Raw genomic sequence first — 17608 nt, 5'->3', positions numbered from 1 at the left:
GCCGGCGCCTCAGGCGCCGGCCGCTTCCGCATGACGGGTGACGGGTGACCGCCGGCTACTCCTCGTCGCGCCCTCGGCGCAGCCGCAGTCGTCCGAACGTCCGTCCGAAGCCCCGCCCGACCGCTGCGAACACCGCGGTCAGCCGCTCCCTGATGCTGCGGTTGAGCCGCGCCGACGACGGCGGCAGCACCACCGCGCGGATCCGCGCGCTCCAGCCGACCGAGGCCCGCAGCCCGCTCCGCACCGCGCGGACGTCCTGCCGCAGCGCCGGGTGGACGTCCGTCCTGGGCGCGTAGAGCACCTGCTCGGTGGCCAGCGCCAGCCGTCCCGCCGCGGCCCGCGGCTCGTCCCGGAGCTCGCCGAGCTCGACGATCCTGGCCGCTATCCGGCGCGGCGTCTCCGCCTCGTCCGGTGGGATGCCGATGTCCCAGGCGGAGTCGATCAGCTCGCGCCAGGCGGCCAGCACCTGTCTCTCGCTGAGCTCCTCGGAGCCCGGGGCCCCGTTCGCCCCACCCGGCCCGCCCCGGCCGCCCCCGCGACTCCCGCCGCCCCGGCGCCTGAGCCGGCTGCTGCGGGCCCTGAGCCGCCACAGCATCGGGGTGAGCAGCAGCAGGAGCAGCAGCCCGCCGGCCGCGATCAGCGCCAGCTCCAGCGGGTTCGGCCCGCTGTCCTGCTTGACGAGGCCGCCGCCCAGGCCCTCGCTCTGGTCGCTGCAGGCGCCGGTGCGGCGCTGGATCGGGTCGGTGCAGCCCCCGCTGGCCTTGGGGCCGGGGGTGACCGCCGCGCCGGGGGCCTCGCTGGTGCTGGGCTTGGGGGCGCTGGTGGCGGCCGCGGCGGCGCTGGTGTAGTCGGGGGCCAGCCGGCCCGGCGTCGGCTCGAAGCGCAGCCAGCCGACCCCGGTGAAGTACAGCTCCGGCCAGGCGTGGGCGTCCTTGGTGCCGACCACCCAGGTGCCGTTGCTCTGCTTGGTGCCCGGGGTGAAGCCGATGGCCAGCCGGGACGGGATGCCGAGCGCGCGGGCCATCGCCGCCATGGTCGAGGCGAAGTGCACGCAGAAGCCCTGCTTGTCGCGCAGGAAGTCCAGCATGGCGTTGGAGCTGCTGTCCGCCTTGACCTGGGTGTTGTAGCTGAACCCGCCGGTGGTGGTGAACCAGTTCTGCAGGGCCACCGCCTTGTCGTACGGGGTGGTCGCGTTCCTGGTCACGCCCTCGGCGGCGGTCACGATCGCCGCCGGGAAGTTCTTGGGCAGGCTCAGATAGGTGCTGGTGATGTCGTCGGGCGCCTTGCCGGCCGACCGGAGCTGGTCGACGGTGGGCCGCAGCGCCAGGCTGTTGACGCTGTAGGTGAGGCCGCCGGCGTTCTGGTGGTTCGCGCCGACCAGGGTCCGGCCCTCCGGCTCGTAGCGCCAGTTGCCGTCGACCGCGACCGAGACCGCCGGGTAGGGCATCGGCAGCCACCCCTGGACGTAGCCGGGGACGGTGGTGATCTGGGTCTGCTCCGACTGGGCCAGGGTGTCCGAGGAGAGGCCGGCCGTGGCCGGCAGCGGCGTGGGCACCGACTCCACCTCATGGCTGCTGGGCGACCAGGAGATGCCGTCGAACTTGTCCGCGTCCACGATCCGCAGGTACTGGTCGCCCGGATCGGTGGCGCTGGTGGTGTAGGTGAGCACGGTGGTGTTGGTCTGGCTGCTCAGCGAGGAGGCCAGCGAGGCCAGCGGGTTCACCGCGGTGATGATCGAACCGCTGCCGATGCCGGGGCCGCCGTCCAGTCGGCCGAGCAGGCCGGTGTCCAGTGAGGGCAGCCCGAGCGGCAGCAGCAGCCCGGCCAGCACGGCCATGGTGGCGATGCGGTAGCCGGTGCCGCTGAGCGGGTTGCCGCCGCTGGTTCCGGCCATGGTGGCGGGGGTGCCGTGGAACACCCGTCCCCAGCGGGACAGCCGGTCCTGGCCCTCGGCCATCAGCAGCGCCAGGTAGCCGAACGCGGCCAGCAGGAACCAGAACCAGACGGTGTCGCGGGGGTGCAGTCCGGTGCCGACCGAGTACAGCGCCAGCAGCGGCAGCCCGGCCAGCGCGACCCGCTGGTAGGTGACCGCGACCAGGTCCACCAGCAGGCCGATCAGCACCACGCTGCTGACCAGGATCAGGGTCAGCCCGTGGTGGGCCGGGGCCGGGGCCGAGTACTGGGTCATGTCGGTGGTGCCGGAGTTGATCAGGTCGTTCAGCGTCCGCACCGCGGCCGGTCCCGGCAGGATCCCGCCGATGGCGTCCCCGCCGGCGTAGAACATGGTCAGCAGCAGCAGCACGACCACCAGCTGGACCAGCGGCACCACCGGGCGCGGGACCGGCAGCCGGCGCAGGCCGAGGCCCACGGAGGCCGCCACCAGCACCAGGAAGGCCGCCTGGACCAGCCAGCCGGTGGGGTGACCAGCGGCCACAGGCACAGCGCCGTCAGCATGGTGGCGGCGGCCCCGCAGAACGCGATCCTGGTACGGCCGTTCATGCCGTGTTCCTTCCTGCGGAGTACGAGCCGGGGGCCGGCGCGGCGGCGGCCCGGTCGGCCTGCTGCCACAGCTCGGGCAGTGAGTCGCCGGAACGGGCCGTCAGCACGGTCCAGCCGGCCTCGCGCAGCAGCCGCAGCTGCAGTTCGGTGGCGCTCTCCGGCCTGCCGGCCGCCTGGTCGGCGCCGCCCTGGCCGGTCGCCGCGGCGTTCTGGCCGCCGCGGACCAGCGACCAGCTGGCGCTGTCCAGCAGGATCGCCACCGCCGCCGCGGTCCGTCGGCGCAGTCGGGAGAGCTCCGCCAGCTGCTCGTCGTCCAGCGTTCCGAGCAGGGCCACCACCAGGCCCTCGCCGCCGAGGCGGAGCACCTCCTCGGCCCGGACCAGGCTCTGCCCGTCGGAGGGCTGCACCATCGCCAGGGTGTCCAGCAGCAGCCCGGAGGCCTCGGCGGAGGCGGCGCCGCGGCCGCTGCCGCCGGGCCCGGTGACGGCGTCGCCGGTGTCGGTCAGCAGCCGGACCGCGTAGCCGCGTTCCAGCAGGTGCAGCGAGACCGAGGCGGCGGCGCTGACCGCCCACTCGAACGAGGAGGCCGGGCCGCTGCCGCGGTGGCCGACGGTCCTGGTGTCGAGCAGCACGGTGGCGCGGCTGCGCAGCGGCTGCTCCTCGCGGCGCACCATCAGCTCGCCGTACTTGGCGGTGGAGCGCCAGTGCACCCGGCGCAGGTCGTCGCCGTGCCGGTACTCGCGCGGCACCACGTCGTCCTCCCCGGCCAGGGCGACGGCGCGGGAGTGGCTGTCGCCGTAGCCGGTCCACTCGCCGCTGAGCCGGACCGGCGCCAGCGCCTGGACCTGCGGGACCACGGTGAGGACGTCGGCGGCGGTGAAGGAGCGGGTCAGCTCGCACAGCCCGAAGGGGTCGCCGAGGCGCAGCTGCAGCGGCCCCAGCGGATAGCGTCCGCGCAGGTCGGAGCGGACCCGGTAGGACACCTCGCGGTGCCCGCGCGGCTCGACCCGGTCCAGCACGAAGCGCGGCCGGGGGCCGAGCACGTAGGGGACCTTGTCCTCCAGCATCAGCAGCCCGGTGGGGACCCTGGACACGTTGTCGACCCGCAGGTGCACCCGGGCCTCCTGCCCGGCCGGGGCGCGGGAGGGGGTGAGCCGCCGTCCGCTGGCGACCCGGTACCGGGTGCGCATCAGCATCACCGCGCTGATCAGCGGCAGCGCCGCGAGCAGCAGCGCGATCCGGAGCAGCGCGGGCTGCCCGAGCAGGTAGGCGCAGAGCGCGGCGGTGATCCCGGCGGCCAGGAAGGACCGGCCCCGGGTGGTCAGGCCGTGCAGCGCGGTCCTGGCCGCCGCGCCGCGCTCGGCGCGGCCGGAGCCCGCTCCGGGCTTGGCCGCCATCTCAGCGCGCCGGCTGCGGGATGGGGAGCTGGAGCACCAGGTCGTGGACGACCTGCTCGGGGGTGCGCCGTCCCAGCTGGGCCTCGGCGGTCGGCAGCAGCCGGTGCGCCAGCACCGGGACGGCCAGCGCCTGCAGGTCGTCCGGGATGACGTAGTCGCGCCCGTCCAGGGCGGCGGCGGCGCGGGCCGCGCGCAGCAGGTGCAGGGTGGCCCGGGGCGAGGCGCCGAGGCGCAGCTCGGGGGAGGTGCGGGTGGCGCTGACCAGGGCCACGGCGTAGCGCCGCAGCTCGTCGGCGACATGCACCCGGCGCACCATCTCGATCAGCTTGACCACGTCGTCGGCGTGCGCGACCGGACGCAGCTCCTGCACCGGGGAGGCGCCGCCGTGCACGTCCAGCATCTGCAGCTCGGCCTCGGGGCTGGGGTAGCCGATGGAGATCCGGGCCATGAAGCGGTCGCGCTGGGCCTCGGGCAGCGGGTAGGTGCCCTCCATCTCGACCGGGTTCTGGGTGGCGACCACCATGAACGGGGACGGCAGCGGGTAGCTGGTGCCGTCGACGGTGACCTGGCCCTCCTCCATCGACTCCAGCAGCGCCGACTGGGTCTTCGGCGAGGCCCGGTTGATCTCGTCGCCGACCACGATCTGCGCGAAGATCGCGCCCGGCTTGAACTCGAAGTCACGGCGGTTCTGGTCGAACACGCTGGTGCCGGTGATGTCCGAGGGCAGCAGGTCGGGGGTGAACTGGATCCGGCGCACGGTGCAGTCCACCGAGCGCGCCAGCGCCTTGGCGAGCAGCGTCTTGCCGACCCCCGGCACGTCCTCGATCAGCAGGTGCCCCTCGGCCAGCAGCACGGTGAGCGCCAGCCGCACCGCCTCCGGCTTGCCCTCGAGCACGCTCTCCACGGAGGCGCGCACCCGTTCCACCACAGCGCCCAGCTCGGCCAGTCCCACGGCCTGCGGCACCCTGGCCGCCACTGGTGGCGGCATGATCACTCCGGCCTGCTGGTCGAGGCTGGTGTGCTCGTTGAAGGTCGTCACCCGGTTACTCCTTGGCCCGTGTACGGGGCCTGACCTCATCCCCGGTCCGGGCCCCTCCGTGTGCGTCGACACGGCAGATGCATTGTTCCCTGTCGGGACCGTCTGCGTCACTCAACCGGACGAACCGGACTCGGACACACCCGTTATTCGTCCGTTATGGACCGGTTATGTCGTCGAGCGTGACCAGGACGGCGACACCCGTTCCCTCGTCACACTCCAGTGACGCGGGGCCAGTGTCGCCGGTTCCGCCGGTCAGTAGGGCATCGTGCCTGTCCAGGACGGTACTCCCCAGTCGCGCCCGTCCGTCCAGCACCACCAGCAGCAGGGTCCGTCCAGCCCGCTCGGGCAGGGTCAGCGGGGCGCGGACGATCTCGACCCCGGCGGCGAATCCGGCGGCGACACGGGCGGGGCCGGCGGGCGCGCAGCGGGTCATCACATTGAGGGCGGTGACCGGGCCGTCCAGCAGTCGGCAGCGGGTGTCGGCGTCGCCGGGGAAGGCGAACGGGCGGTGGCGGCCCGGCAGCGGGTGGACGCTGCCGTCCACGGTCAGCTCGAATCCGGCGCCGTCGACCGCGGTGATCACCCGGTCGGTGCCGGGGAAGGCGGAGAACGGGCCGTCCGTGTCGATCTCGGCGAGGCTGATCCGCCAGTCGAAGCCGGCCGCCGGGCTGCCGGCAGGGTCGAGGGCGGGGCGGCAGGCGATCTCGCGGGTCACCCCGCCGCCGTTCCGCCAGGGGACGGCGGAACGGTCGGCGGCGCGGAGGATCATCACCGCGTCTACGGCTGGATCTCGCGGAGCAGCCCGGTGCTGACGTCGAAGACAAAGCCGCGGATGTCGTCCCGGTGCAGCAGGAAGGGGGAGGTGCGGACCCTGGCCATCGACTGGCGCACGTCCTGCTCCAGGTCGGTGAAGGACTCCAGCGCCCAGGAGGGCCGGATGCCGACCTCCTCCTCCAACTCGACCCGGAAGTTCTCGGTGAGGCTGAGCAGGCCGCAGCCGGTGTGGTGGATCAGGGCTATCGAACGGGTGCCCAGGGCGCGCTGGCTGACGGTGAGCGAGCGGATGGTGTCGTCGGTGACGACCCCGCCGGCGTTGCGGATGACATGGCAGTCGCCCAGTTCCAGGCCGAGCGCGGCGTGGACGTCGAGCCGGGCGTCCATGCAGGCGACCACGGCGACGTGCTGGACCGGACGGGCGTCCATGCCCCCGTCGCGGTAGGCGGCGGCGTAGTCCCGGTTGCGGGCGACGAAGCTGTCGATGATCGAAGGAGTGGCCCCGGCGGACGCAGCGGCCTGGAGCGAAGGCAGGTCGGGTGTCGTGGTCATACCTTCGACGGTAGTGGGATTTCCGGTCCCCGGGCATGCCGCGTGGGCGCGTACTACGGCGCTGTGACGCACTCCATAGCGCGGGGGGAGCGCGTTCGCCTGCTCCATTCGCGTGATCTTCGCGGCGGCGGGGGAGCGCAGACGGCGCGCGAGGGCGTGGCGCACTCCCCCAATGGGGTGAACAAACTACTGCTGACCTGCATATACGTAAAAGTGGAGCGGGGGGCGTGCGCCGTCGCATCCGGTTGACCGCGGACCGCCTTGGAGTAAAGTGACGCGACGTCGAGCGAGTGCGGTCCTGGGACATGCGGGGCAGCGCGACCGGCGCGACCCTTTTCCACCCGCACGACACACACCTACCGTCCCGGCCTCCACCCGCTCCGTACCCGCTGCCGCCCCTTCCCCGGCGGCAGAGGGCCCCTTCCCCAAGGCGAGCGGGCGGGGACCAGGCGGTATGTGCGTTCTACGAGAGGTACCCATGACCAGCGGCCCGGACGACGTCGCCCCCGACGAGAGCGCCGGCCCGGAGCCCGCGGACCGGCATATCCCGGTGATGCTGCAGCGCTGCCTCGACCTGCTGGCCCCCGCGCTGACCGCCCCCGGCGCCGTGGTGGTGGACGGCACCCTGGGCCTCGGCGGCCACAGCGAGGCGCTGCTGAAGAACTTCCCCGAGGTCCGACTGGTGGCGGTGGACCGCGACCCGGTCGCGCTGCGGCTGGCCGGCCAGCGGCTGGCCCCGTTCGGGGAGCGGGCGACCCTGGTGCACGCCGTCTACGACGAGATCCCGCAGGTGCTCGCCGAACTCGGCATAGGCCAGGTCCAGGGCATCCTGTTCGACCTCGGGGTGTCCTCGATGCAGCTGGACGAGGCAGACCGCGGCTTCGCCTACGCCCAGGACGGCCCGCTGGACATGCGGATGGACCAGAGCACCGGCATCACCGCCGCCGAGGTACTCAACACCTACGGACACGGCGACCTGGCCCGGATCCTCAAGTTCTACGGCGAGGAGCGCTTCGCCGGGAAGATCGCCTCGGTGATCCTGCGCGAGCGCGAGAAGGAACCGTTCAGCACCAGCGGGCGTCTTGTGGAACTGGTGCGCAACGCCATTCCCGCCGCCACCCGCCGTACCGGCGGCAACCCGGCCAAGCGCACCTTCCAGGCGCTGCGGATCGAGGTCAACAGCGAGCTCTCGGTGCTGGAGCGCGCCATCCCCGGCGCCCTGGACGTGCTCGCGGTCGGCGGCCGGATCGCGGTGATGTCGTTCCAGTCGCTGGAGGACCGGATCGTCAAGCAGTTCCTCGCCGCGGGCGCCGCCACCACCGCCCCGCCCGGCCTGCCGATCGTGCCGGAGGAGCACCAGCCCCGGCTGAAGCTGGTCACCAGGGGCGCGGAACTGCCGACGGAACAGGAAATCGCTGAGAACCGCCGCGCCGCGTCGGTCCGGCTGCGCGGGGCAGAGAGAATCAGAGCCTCCGTCAGGTAGCAGCCGGACGGGCCCGACAGGCAGCGAAGGAGCGGATGGCAGTGGCTGTGGGAAGAGTCGCGGGCGGGACGCCACCGGTGCGCCGTCGGCCCGGAGTCCCCGCGGCCAGGCCCGGCGGGCGGTCCGGCGGCAGGGGCGGGGCGAAGGGCCGGGAGGCCGGACGCGCTCCGTTCGTGGTGCTGGTGGTGCTGATACTCGCCGGCGGCCTGATCGGGCTTCTGCTGCTCAACACGGCGCTCAGCCAGGGCTCGTTCCAGCTCTCCCAGCTCCAGCAGCGGACCAACAGCCTCACCGACGAGCGGCAGGGCCTGCAGCAGCAGATCAGTGCCTGGTCCGCGCCGGACGCGCTGTCCGCGCGGGCCGCACAGCTGGGCATGGTGCCCGGCGGCACCCCGGCGTTCCTCCAGGACAACGGCACGGTGCTCGGCAAGCTGACCCCGCTGGACGGCAGCTCGGCCCTGCCGACGGCCACCCCCTCGGCCACGGCGACCAAAATCCGCCACGGGCGCCACCGCCACACCCACGGCCACACCCACCGCCACCGCCACCGCACCGGCCGGCACCAAGCCGACCGCCGGCACCACCGCCGCCAACGCCAACGCCAACGCCTCCAACGCCACCAACGTCACCAGCGCCACCACGCCACCCGCGACCACCGTCGCCGCGGCGCACCTCACCGTGCCGCAGGGGACCAAGCCCAGAGCCAGGGCCACCGCCACACCCACCGCCCCCCACCGCGGCCACTGACGGGGAGACAGCGACCATGACCACCCCCCGCCCCCCGCGCCCGCGCCAGAGCGCCCCGCGCCAGGGCCCCCCGCGCCCCGGTGCGCGTCCCGGCGCCCGGCCCGGCGTGCGCCCCGGCGCCCGCCCGCAGCCCCGCCCGCCGGCCCGCCGTCCCCCCTCGCCCGGACCGCCCCGCTGCGGCTGGCCACCCCCCGGCGCCGGCTGCGGCTGCTGGTGGTCGCCCTCGCCGCGGTCTTCGCGCTGTTCTTCGGCCGGCTGGTCCAGCTCCAGTTCCTGGACTCCTCCGCGCTCGCCGCCGAGGCGAGCGTGAACCTCTACCAGACGGTGACCCTGCCCGCGCCCCGCGGCGCGATCACCGACGCCTCCGGGCACACCCTGGCCACCACCGTGGACGCCTACGACGTCACCGCCGACCCGTACCTGTTCACCCCCGGCCAGGCCCATATCGACGACGCCCCGGCCCAGGCCGCGCAGCTGCTCTCGCCGATGCTGGGGGTCCCGGTGGCCACCCTGACCAAGGCGCTGACCTACACCGGCAAGGGCGACCGCTACGCCCTGCTGGCCAAGCAGCAGTCGCCGCAGACCTGGAACCAGGTCACCGCGCTGCAGGCGCAGCTGACCAAGCGGGCCTTCCACGCCCACTGCGGCACCGAGAACCGGCTGGCCGCCAAGGCAGGCGACGACGGCCGGGTGGACGAGGCCTGCGCCAACACCCTGAACGGCGTCTTCCACGCCAAGCACACCAAGCGGGTCTACCCGGACGCCACACTGGCCTCCAATGTGATCGGCTTCGTCAACGCGGACGGGGACGGCAAGGGCGGCCTCGAACAGCAGTACGACAGCCTGCTCAAGGGCAAGGACGGCACGGTCACCTACGCCCAGTCCGGCGGCCGCGAGGTGCCCACCGCCGGGCAGCGCAGCGTCCCCGCCGTGCCCGGGTCCGACCTGCGGCTCACCCTGGACCGCGACATCCAGTGGGACGCCCAGCAGCAGATCAGCGCCGAGGTGGCCAAGGCCGGCGCCGAGGGCGGCTATGTGATCGTCCAGGACACCACCAACGGCAAGGTGCTGGCGATGGCCACCGCCCCCGGTTTCGACCCCAACGACCTGGCCCACGCCGATCCGAACAACCTGGGCAACTCGGCGCTCCAGGACGTCTACGAGCCCGGCAGCGTCAGCAAGCTGATGACCATGGCCGCCGTGCTCCAGCAGAACGTGGCCACCCCGCTGACCCATGTCACCGTCCCCGGCTCGCTGCCCCGGGCGGACCGGGTGTTCCACGACGACACGGCCCACGGCACCGAGCACCTCACCCTGAACGGGGTGCTGGCGCAGTCCTCCAACATCGGCACCATGCTCGCCGCCGAGCACCTCGGCAGCACCGAGAAGCAGGCCGACCAGGTGCTGTACGACTACCTGACCAAGTTCGGCATCGGCCAGCCGACCGGGCTCGGCTTCCCCGGCGAGACCCAGGGCCTGCTGGCCCAGCCGAGCAAGTGGTCCGGGTCGCAGCAGTACACCATCCCGTTCGGCCAGGGCCTCTCGGTGAACGCGCTGCAGACCACCTCGGTCTACTCGACCATCGCCAACGGCGGGGTGCGGATCACCCCCAGCCTGGTCGCCGGGACCACCGGGCCCGACGGACGCTTCGTCCCGGCCGCCGCGCCCAAGCAGACCCGGGTGGTCAGCGCGCAGACCGCGAAGACCCTGGCCCAGATGCTGCAGTCGGTGGTCGCCAGTCAGGAGGGCACCGGCGCGGCCGCCGAGATCCCCGGCTACCTGGTCGCGGGCAAGACCGGCACTGCCAACCGGGTGGACCCGCAGACCGGCCGCTACAAGGGCTACACCTCGTCCTTCATCGGCTTCGCCCCGGCCGACAAGCCCCGGGTGACGGTCTCCTGCGTGATCCAGAACCCGGTCAACGGGCACTTCGGCGGCGAGCTCTGCGGCCCGGTGTTCAAGCAGGTCATGGAGTTCGCACTGAAGAGCCTCCAGGTGCCGCCGACCGGCGCCGCCCCGGCAGACCTGCCGGTGAACTGGTGAAAGGCGGAACCCTGTGATGAGTGCCTCCCCCCGCTCGCGCGGACCCTGGCTTGGCCCCGGACCGGCCGGTACCGGTAACCTCACGGCCGTGCGCCAAAGTGATCAGGAGTCCTCCGCCCCGCCGTCCGGGGCGACGGCTCCACCCCGTCCGCAGACCCCCCGCGCGACCCCGCTCGCCGAGGTCGCCGCGCTGCTCGGCCTGCCCGAGCCCGCCGGCTCGGCCGCGGTGGTCACCGGCATCACCCACGACTCCCGGGCGGTGCGCCCCGGTGACGTCTACGCGGGCCTGCCCGGCTCGCACGCCCACGGCGCGGACTACGCCGCCCAGGCCGCCGCCAACGGCGCGGTGGCCCTGCTGACCGACCAGGACGGGGCGGCCAGGGCCGCCGCGGCCGGGCTGCCGCTGCTGGTGGTGGAGCACCCGCGCTCGGTCCTCGGCGACCTGGCCGCCGCGCTCTACGGGCACCCCGCCGAGCAGCTGCTGGCCATCGGCGTCACCGGCACCAACGGCAAGACCACCACCGCCTACCTGATCGAGGGCGGCCTGCGCGGCGCGGGGCGCTCCACCGGGCTGATCGGCACCGTGGAGATGCGGGTCGGCACCGAGCGGATCAAGAGCGAGCGGACCACCCCCGAGGCCACCGACCTGCACGCGCTGCTCGCGGTGATGCGCGAGCGCGGCGCGGACACGGTGGTGATGGAGGTCTCCAGCCACGCCCTGGTCTACGGCCGGGTCGACGGGGTGCTCTACGACGTCGCCCTGTTCAACAACCTGACGCCGGAGCACCTGGACTTCCACCCCGACATGGAGGACTACTTCCAGGCCAAGGCCCGCCTGTTCGCCCCGAACCGGGCCAGGCAGGCCGTGGTCAACCTGGACGACGACTACGGCCGCCGGCTGGCCCGGGAGGTCCGGATCCCGGTCACCACCTACTCGGCCCTGGGCGATCCCGCCGCCGACTGGCGCGCCGAGGCCGTGCACCTCGGCCCGGCCGGGTCGACCTTCCGCGCGGTCGGCCCGGACGGCGCCTCGGTGGAGGCGAGCGTCCCGCTGCCGGGCCCGTTCAACGTCGCCAACGCCCTCGCCGCGATCACCGCGCTGGCCCTGGCCGGACTCCCGCTCGAGGAGGTCGCGGCCGGCATCGCCGCGGTCCCCGGGGTGCCGGGCCGGATGGAGCGGGTGGACGCCGGGCAGCCCTATGTCGCGGTGGTCGACTACGCCCACAAGCCGGACGCGCTGGCGGCCGCGCTGCGCTCGCTGCGCGAGGTCACCAAGGGCCGGCTGCACGTGGTGGTCGGCTGCGGCGGCGACCGCGACCCCTTCAAACGCGGACCGATGGGCGCCATCGCCGCCCGCTATGCCGACACCGCCGTGCTGACCAGCGACAATCCCCGCTCCGAGGATCCGCTGGCGATTCTGCACGCGATGCTCGGCGGCGCCGCCGAGGTGCCCGAGGCCGAACGCGGCGCGGTCCTGGTCGAGCCCGACCGGGCCCGGGCGATCGCCGCCGCGGTGGCGCTGGCCCACGCGGGCGACTGCGTGCTGGTCGCCGGCAAGGGCCATGAGCTGGGCCAGTACGTGCGCGACGAGATCCGACCCTTCGACGACCGAGCTGTGCTGGGCGAGGCGATCCTCGCGTCGCACCGCGTCGGCGACGCCAAGGAGTAAAACCAACGTGATCCCCATGACCCTCGCCGAGGTGGCCCAGGCCACCGGGGGGACACTGCATGACGTGACCGACCCGCAGGTCCAGGTGACCGGACCGGTGGTGCACGACTCCCGCCAGGTCGAGCCGGGGGCGCTGTTCGCCGCGGTGGTCGGCGAACGCGTCGACGGCCATGACTTCGCCGAGCGCGTGGTGCGCGAGGGCGGCGCCGTCGCGGTGCTGGCCTCGCGTCCGGTCGGCGTCCCGGCGGTGGTGGTGGCCGACGTGGTCGAGGGCTGAGCCTGCTCGCCCACGCGGTGACCCTGCGGGCCACCGGCACCACCGTGGTCGCCCTCACCGGCTCGGCCGGCAAGACCAGCACCAAGGACCTGATCGCCCAGGTGCTCGGCTCGGCCGGGCCCACGGTCTTCACCACCGGGTCCTTCAACAACGAGATCGGCCTGCCGCTCACGGCGCTGCGGGTGGCGCCGGAGACCCGGTTCCTGGTGCTGGAGATGGGGGCCAGGCACAAGGGCGACATCGCCCATCTGACCGGCATCGCCCAGCCCCGGATCGGCGTGGTGCTCAACGTCGGCACGGCCCACATGGGCGAGTTCGGCAGCCGGGAGGGCATCGCCGAGGCCAAGGGCGAGATGGTGGAGAGCCTGTCCGCCGAAGGCTGCGCGGTCCTGAACGCGGACGATCCGCTGGTCCGGGCGATGGCCTCGCGGACGAAGGCGCGGGTGCTGTACTTCGGCGAGTCCGAGCAGGCGCAGATCCGGGTCGAGCAGGTCCGCCTGGACGGGGCGGGACGCGCCGGGTTCACCCTGGTCACCCCGGCCGGTTCGGCTCCGGTCGCGCTGCGTCTGTACGGTGAGCACCACGTCTCCAACGCACTCGCCGCCGCCGCGGTGGCGACCGAGTGCGGGATGGACGTCCAGCAGGTCGCGGCCGCGCTGGGGGAGGCGGGCAGCCTCTCCCGCTGGCGGATGGAGCTGACCGAGCGTCAGGACGGCGTCACCGTGATCAACGACGCCTACAACGCGAACCCCGACTCGATGCGGGCCGCCCTGCGGGCGCTCGCCGCGATCGGGGCAGGGGGCCCGACGCCCGCCGTACCTGGGCGGTGCTGGGGGAGATGCGGGAACTTGGCGAGGATTCCCTCGACGAGCACGACGCGGTGGGTCGGCTGGCGGTTCGGCTGAACATCGCGACCCTGGTGGCTGTGGGCGGCAGGGAAGCGGCCTGCATGGAAACTGGGCGCGAGGAACGAAGGTTCTTGGGGTGAGGAGTCGGTGCTGGTGCCCGATGTGGATACGGCAGTCGAATTGCTGCGCGAACAGCTCCGGCCGGGGGACGTGGTGCTGGTGAAGGCGTCCCGTTTCGGTCGGCCTGGAACGGGTCGCCGAAGCCCTGCTCAGTGATGTGCCCGCGGTGTCGAACGGAGAGACCCTGTGAGCCTCGCCCTCGCGGCTCACCCCGCGACCGTCGAGCTGGCGCTGTCCAGCGCCTCGCCGATGCGTCAGATCCTCTTCGCCGCCGCGATCGCCCTGGTGCTGTCGCTGGTCGGCACCCCGGTGCTGATCCGGATCCTGGCCAGGAACGGCTACGGCCAGATGATCCGCGACGACGGCCCCAAGGCGCACCACAGCAAGCGCGGCACGCCCACCATGGGCGGCATCGCCTTCATCCTGGCGACCCTGGTCGCCTACGGCCTGACCAAGCTGCTGGTCGGCTCCGCGCCGACGCCCTCCGGGCTGCTGGTGCTGTTCCTGATGACCGGGATGGGCCTGGTCGGCTTCCTGGACGACTACATCAAGATCGTCAAGCAGCGCTCGCTGGGCCTGCGGGCCAAGGCGAAGCTGGCCGGACAGCTGATCGTCGGCATCGTCTTCGCGATCGGCTCGCTGCGCTTCGCGGACTCCTCCGGGGTCACCCCGGCCTCCACCAAGCTCTCCTTCGTCACCGACTTCGGCTGGTCGCTCGGCCCGGTGCTGTTCGCGCTCTGGGCCATCTTCATGATCCTGGCGATGTCCAACGGGGTGAACCTGACCGACGGCCTGGACGGTCTGGCCACCGGCGCCTCGGTGATGGTGTTCGGCGCCTATGTCTTCATCGGCATCTGGGAGTACGGGCAGACCTGCAGCTCCCAGCTCTCGGCTGGGCCCAACTGCTACTCGGTGGAGAACCCGCTGGACCTGGCCGTGGTCGGGGCCGCGCTGATGGGGGCCTGCTTCGGCTTCCTGTGGTGGAACACCTCGCCGGCCAAGATCTTCATGGGCGACACCGGTTCGCTGGCCCTCGGCGGCGCGCTGGCCGGGCTGGCCATCTGCTCCCACACCGAGATGCTGCTGGCCATCCTGGGCGGCCTGTTCGTGCTGATCACACTGTCGGTGATCATCCAGGTCGGCTCGTTCCGGATGACCGGCAAGCGGGTCTTCAAGATGGCCCCGCTGCAGCACCACTTCGAACTCAAGGGCTGGTCGGAAGTCCTGATCGTGGTCCGCTTCTGGATCATCCAGGGGCTGTGCGTCGCAGTCGGCCTCGGCCTCTTCTACGCGGGATGGGTGACCAATTGACCTCTCAGGAGATTCCTGAGTGGAAGGGCCTGCGGGTCACCGTGGCCGGGCTCGGCGTGTCCGGCCCGCCGGCGGCCCGGGTGCTGCAAGGCCTGGGCGCCGAGGTCACCGTGGTCGACGGCGGGGACGGCCCGCGGCAGCAGGCCCAGGCCGCCGAGCTGCGCGAGCTGGGGGTGACCGTACGGCTCGGCGACGGCGAGAGCCTGCCCGAGGGCACCGAACTGGTGGTCACCTCGCCCGGCTGGCCCCCGCACGCCCCGCTGCTGGTCACCGCCGACAAGGCCGGCCTCCCGGTCTGGGGCGACGTCGAGCTGGCCTGGAAGCTGCGCCGGCCGCTCGCGGCCACCGGCGAGCCGGCCCCTTGGCTGGCCGTCACCGGCACCAACGGCAAGACCACCACCGTGCAGATGCTGGCCTCCATCCTCACCGCGGCGGGGAAGCGCACCGCCGCCGTCGGCAACGTCGGCGTGTCCGTGCTGGACGCGGTGCTAGCCGAGGATCCCTACGACGTGCTCGCGGTGGAGCTCTCCAGCTACCAGCTGCACTGGGCGCCCTCGCTGCGCCCGCACTCCGCGGTGGTGCTCAACCTGGCCGCGGACCACCTGGACTGGCACGGCTCGATGGAGGCCTACGCGGCCGACAAGGGCCGGATCTACCAGGGCAACTCGATCGCCTGTGTCTACAACACCGCCGATCCGGCCACCGAGGATCTGGTCATCGAGGCCGACGTCGAGGAGGGCTGCCGGGCGATCGGCTTCACCCTCGGCCCGCCCACGGTCTCCCAGCTCGGCGTCGTGGACGGCCTGCTGGTCGACCGCGCCTTCGTGAACGACCGTCATAGGAACGCCGCGGAACTGGCCTCGGTCGACGACGTCAGCCCCCCGGCCCCGCACAACATCGCCGACGCCCTGGCCGCCGCCGCGCTGGCCCGGGCGTACGGGGTGGAGCCGCGCGCGGTGCGGGACGGGCTGCGGCCTTCCGGCCGGACGCGCACCGGATCGCCCTGGTCGTGGAGACCGACGGGGTCGCGTACATCGACGACTCCAAGGCCACCAACCCGCATGCCGCCGCCGCCTCGCTGGCCGCCTACGAACCGGTGGTGTGGATCGCCGGCGGACTGGCCAAGGGCGCCGACATGGACGCGCTGGTCGCCGGGGCGGCGTCCCGGCTCCGCGGCGCGGTGCTGATCGGCGCCGACCGCGGGCTGATCCGGGAGGCTCTGGCGCGACACGCGCCGCAGGTCCCGGTGATCGAGCTCGCGGACGGACAGACTGGTGCCCCGGCCATGGACGCGGCGGTACGCGCGGCGGCCGGGCTCGCCCGTCCGGGCGACACCGTCCTGCTCGCCCCGGCCTGCGCCTCGATGGACATGTTCACCGACTACGGTGAGCGCGGCGACCTCTTCGCCGCCGCGGCCCGCGCACTGGCGGGCTGACCGGGCGTCACCAGCAGCACCAGGGGAGAGGGGGACCGCCATGTCGGGCACAGTCGGACGGGCCGGCACCAGGCCGTCGGCCGGACCGTCCGCCAAGCGGCGCACCGGGCCCGGCACGACCTCCGTGGCGGTCTTCCGCGCCCGCGGCCGGTTCACCGGTCCCGGCACCCCGCTGGGACGCTTCCAGCAGGGCCTGGAGCGGCCGCTGACGCCGTACTACCTGATCCTGGGGTCCTCCTCGCTGATCCTGGTGCTGGGCCTGGTGATGGTCTTCTCCGCCTCGCAGATCGAGGCCCGCAACCTCGGCCTGCCGTTCACCTACTTCTTCATCAAGCAGCTCACCGCGGTCAGCATCGGCGCGGTGCTGATGTACGTCGCCGCCCGGCTGCCGGTGCGGCTGCTGCGGGCGCTGGCGTACCCGCTGCTGCTCGGGGTGATCGGACTGCTGCTGCTGGTCGCCGTGCCGGGCGTGGGCAAGGCGGTGAACGGCAACCAGAACTGGATCAGCCTGGGCGGCTCGTTCCAGATCCAGCCGTCCGAGTTCGCCAAGCTGGCGCTGGTGCTCTGGGGGGCCGACCTGCTGGCCCGCAAGCAGCAGTTGAAGATGCTGGACCAGTGGAAGCACCTGCTGATCCCGCTGGTCCCGATGGGCGTGCTGCTGCTGACCCTGGTGCTGGCCGGCGGCGACATGGGCACCGCGATGATCATCTGTGCGCTGCTGTTCGGCCTGCTCTGGATCTCCGGCGCGCCGATGCGGATGTTCGCCGCGGTCGGCGGCATCGCCGCGGGCATCGGCACCCTGCTGATCGCCTTCGTCCCGCACCGGCTCGACCGGTTCCAGTGCATCGGCATCACCAGCCTGCCCGCGGACGGCTCCTGCTGGCAGGCGTTCCAGGGCGCGGCCAGCCTCGCCGGGGGCCAGTTGTTCGGCCGCGGACTCGGGGCAAGTGTGGAGAAATGGGGTCAACTCCCGGAGCCGCACACCGACTTCATCTTCGCGGTGACCGGTGAGGAGCTGGGCCTGGCGGGGACGCTGTCGGTACTCGCCCTCTTCGCGGCACTAGGGTATGCGGGTATCCGCGTGGCAGGCCGCACGAAGGACCCCTTCATCAGGTACGCAGCAGGAGGCGCCACCACCTGGATCATGGCTCAGTCCATGATCAACATTGGTGCGGTGCTGGGACTCCTCCCCATTGCGGGAGTCCCCCTCCCGATGTTCTCCTACGGGGGTTCGGCGCTGCTGCCGACCATGTTCGCGGTCGGTATGCTGCTCTGCTTCGCCCGCAGCGAACCCGGCGCGAAGGCAGCGCTCGCCGCCAGGAACAAGAAGACCCGGGGCAGGCTCCTCGGTCTGCCCCAACGGACCATCGCGCGGCTCGGGAAGGCCCGGCAGCGCAGGGAGCGGTGAATTTCG

11 protein-coding genes and 2 pseudogenes are annotated in these 17608 nt (G+C 73.0%); 8 read left to right on the top strand and 5 right to left on the bottom strand.

Going from position 1 to position 17608, the window contains the following annotated elements; all coding sequences use genetic code 11:
• Nucleotides 1-55: 55 nt before the first annotated feature.
• From ACXKR8_RS12925 to ACXKR8_RS12905, 5 genes are all read right to left on the bottom strand, one after another.
• Nucleotides 56-2434 (bottom strand): transglutaminase TgpA family protein, encoded by a 2379-nt coding sequence (locus tag ACXKR8_RS12925; protein WP_462100484.1) that lies wholly within the window; start codon nucleotides 2432-2434, stop codon nucleotides 56-58.
• A 61-nt stretch (nucleotides 2435-2495) separates the two neighbouring features.
• Nucleotides 2496-3896, bottom strand: a complete 1401-nt coding sequence (locus tag ACXKR8_RS12920) for a DUF58 domain-containing protein (protein ID WP_458273044.1) — start codon at nucleotides 3894-3896, stop codon at nucleotides 2496-2498.
• A gap of 1 nt (nucleotide 3897) precedes the next feature.
• Nucleotides 3898-4884: an AAA family ATPase gene (locus tag ACXKR8_RS12915; RefSeq protein WP_458274969.1), complete on the bottom strand. Its 987-nt coding sequence runs from the start codon at nucleotides 4882-4884 to the stop codon at nucleotides 3898-3900.
• A gap of 205 nt (nucleotides 4885-5089) precedes the next feature.
• Nucleotides 5090-5704 (bottom strand): HutD/Ves family protein, encoded by a 615-nt coding sequence (locus tag ACXKR8_RS12910; RefSeq protein WP_458274968.1) that lies wholly within the window; start codon nucleotides 5702-5704, stop codon nucleotides 5090-5092.
• An 8-nt stretch (nucleotides 5705-5712) separates the two neighbouring features.
• Nucleotides 5713-6261: a beta-class carbonic anhydrase gene (locus tag ACXKR8_RS12905; RefSeq protein WP_458273043.1), complete on the bottom strand. Its 549-nt coding sequence runs from the start codon at nucleotides 6259-6261 to the stop codon at nucleotides 5713-5715.
• A gap of 478 nt (nucleotides 6262-6739) precedes the next feature.
• Here ACXKR8_RS12905 and rsmH point away from each other — a divergent pair, with 478 nt between their 5' ends.
• From rsmH to ftsW, 8 genes and pseudogenes are all read left to right on the top strand, one after another.
• Nucleotides 6740-7744 (top strand): 16S rRNA (cytosine(1402)-N(4))-methyltransferase RsmH, encoded by a 1005-nt coding sequence (gene rsmH, locus ACXKR8_RS12900; RefSeq protein WP_458273042.1) that lies wholly within the window; start codon nucleotides 6740-6742, stop codon nucleotides 7742-7744.
• A gap of 41 nt (nucleotides 7745-7785) precedes the next feature.
• Nucleotides 7786-8511 (top strand): cell division protein FtsL, encoded by a 726-nt coding sequence (gene ftsL / locus ACXKR8_RS12895; protein WP_462100483.1) that lies wholly within the window; start codon nucleotides 7786-7788, stop codon nucleotides 8509-8511.
• Between the two features lie 193 nt (nucleotides 8512-8704).
• The gene (locus ACXKR8_RS12890; protein ID WP_462100482.1) at nucleotides 8705-10534 is read left to right on the top strand and encodes a peptidoglycan D,D-transpeptidase FtsI family protein; all 1830 of its coding nucleotides are present in this window, start codon (nucleotides 8705-8707) and stop codon (nucleotides 10532-10534) included.
• 16 nt (nucleotides 10535-10550) lie between these two features.
• The gene (locus ACXKR8_RS12885; RefSeq protein ID WP_458273039.1) at nucleotides 10551-12203 is read left to right on the top strand and encodes a UDP-N-acetylmuramoyl-L-alanyl-D-glutamate--2,6-diaminopimelate ligase; all 1653 of its coding nucleotides are present in this window, start codon (nucleotides 10551-10553) and stop codon (nucleotides 12201-12203) included.
• Between the two features lie 7 nt (nucleotides 12204-12210).
• Nucleotides 12211-13638, top strand: a pseudogene (locus ACXKR8_RS12880) (UDP-N-acetylmuramoyl-tripeptide--D-alanyl-D-alanine ligase).
• A gap of 59 nt (nucleotides 13639-13697) precedes the next feature.
• On the top strand, nucleotides 13698-14759 hold the full coding sequence (gene mraY / locus ACXKR8_RS12875; protein ID WP_458274967.1) for a phospho-N-acetylmuramoyl-pentapeptide-transferase: 1062 nt from the start codon (nucleotides 13698-13700) through the stop codon (nucleotides 14757-14759).
• Nucleotides 14744-16194: pseudogene (gene murD, locus ACXKR8_RS12870) on the top strand (UDP-N-acetylmuramoyl-L-alanine--D-glutamate ligase). Before mraY ends, murD begins: the two are co-directional and overlap by 16 nt.
• Before the next feature lie 40 nt (nucleotides 16195-16234).
• A complete protein-coding gene (ftsW, locus tag ACXKR8_RS12865) occupies nucleotides 16235-17602 on the top strand; it encodes a putative lipid II flippase FtsW (protein WP_458273036.1) in 1368 nt (455 codons plus the stop codon).
• Nucleotides 17603-17608 lie beyond the last annotated feature (6 nt).

It is taken from the genome of Streptacidiphilus sp. PAMC 29251, from assembly GCF_054208735.2.
The sequence above is the reverse complement of the archived record's forward strand: the minus strand, read 5'-3'. Positions and strand labels throughout refer to the sequence as shown.

Excerpts from the sequence above, each read along its gene's own strand:
- ACXKR8_RS12920 (WP_458273044.1), bottom strand. The coding sequence starts at position 3,896 with ATGGCGGCCAAGCCCGGAGCGGGCTCCGGCCGCGCCGAGCGCGGCGCG.
- ACXKR8_RS12905 (WP_458273043.1), bottom strand. The coding sequence starts at position 6,261 with ATGACCACGACACCCGACCTGCCTTCGCTCCAGGCCGCTGCGTCCGCC.
- ACXKR8_RS12885 (WP_458273039.1), top strand. The coding sequence starts at position 10,551 with ATGAGTGCCTCCCCCCGCTCGCGCGGACCCTGGCTTGGCCCCGGACCG.
- ftsW (WP_458273036.1), top strand. The coding sequence starts at position 16,235 with ATGTCGGGCACAGTCGGACGGGCCGGCACCAGGCCGTCGGCCGGACCG.
- ACXKR8_RS12910 (WP_458274968.1), bottom strand. The coding sequence starts at position 5,704 with ATGATCCTCCGCGCCGCCGACCGTTCCGCCGTCCCCTGGCGGAACGGC.
- rsmH (WP_458273042.1), top strand. The coding sequence starts at position 6,740 with ATGACCAGCGGCCCGGACGACGTCGCCCCCGACGAGAGCGCCGGCCCG.
- mraY (WP_458274967.1), top strand. The coding sequence starts at position 13,698 with ATGCGTCAGATCCTCTTCGCCGCCGCGATCGCCCTGGTGCTGTCGCTG.
- ACXKR8_RS12915 (WP_458274969.1), bottom strand. The coding sequence starts at position 4,884 with ATGCCGCCACCAGTGGCGGCCAGGGTGCCGCAGGCCGTGGGACTGGCC.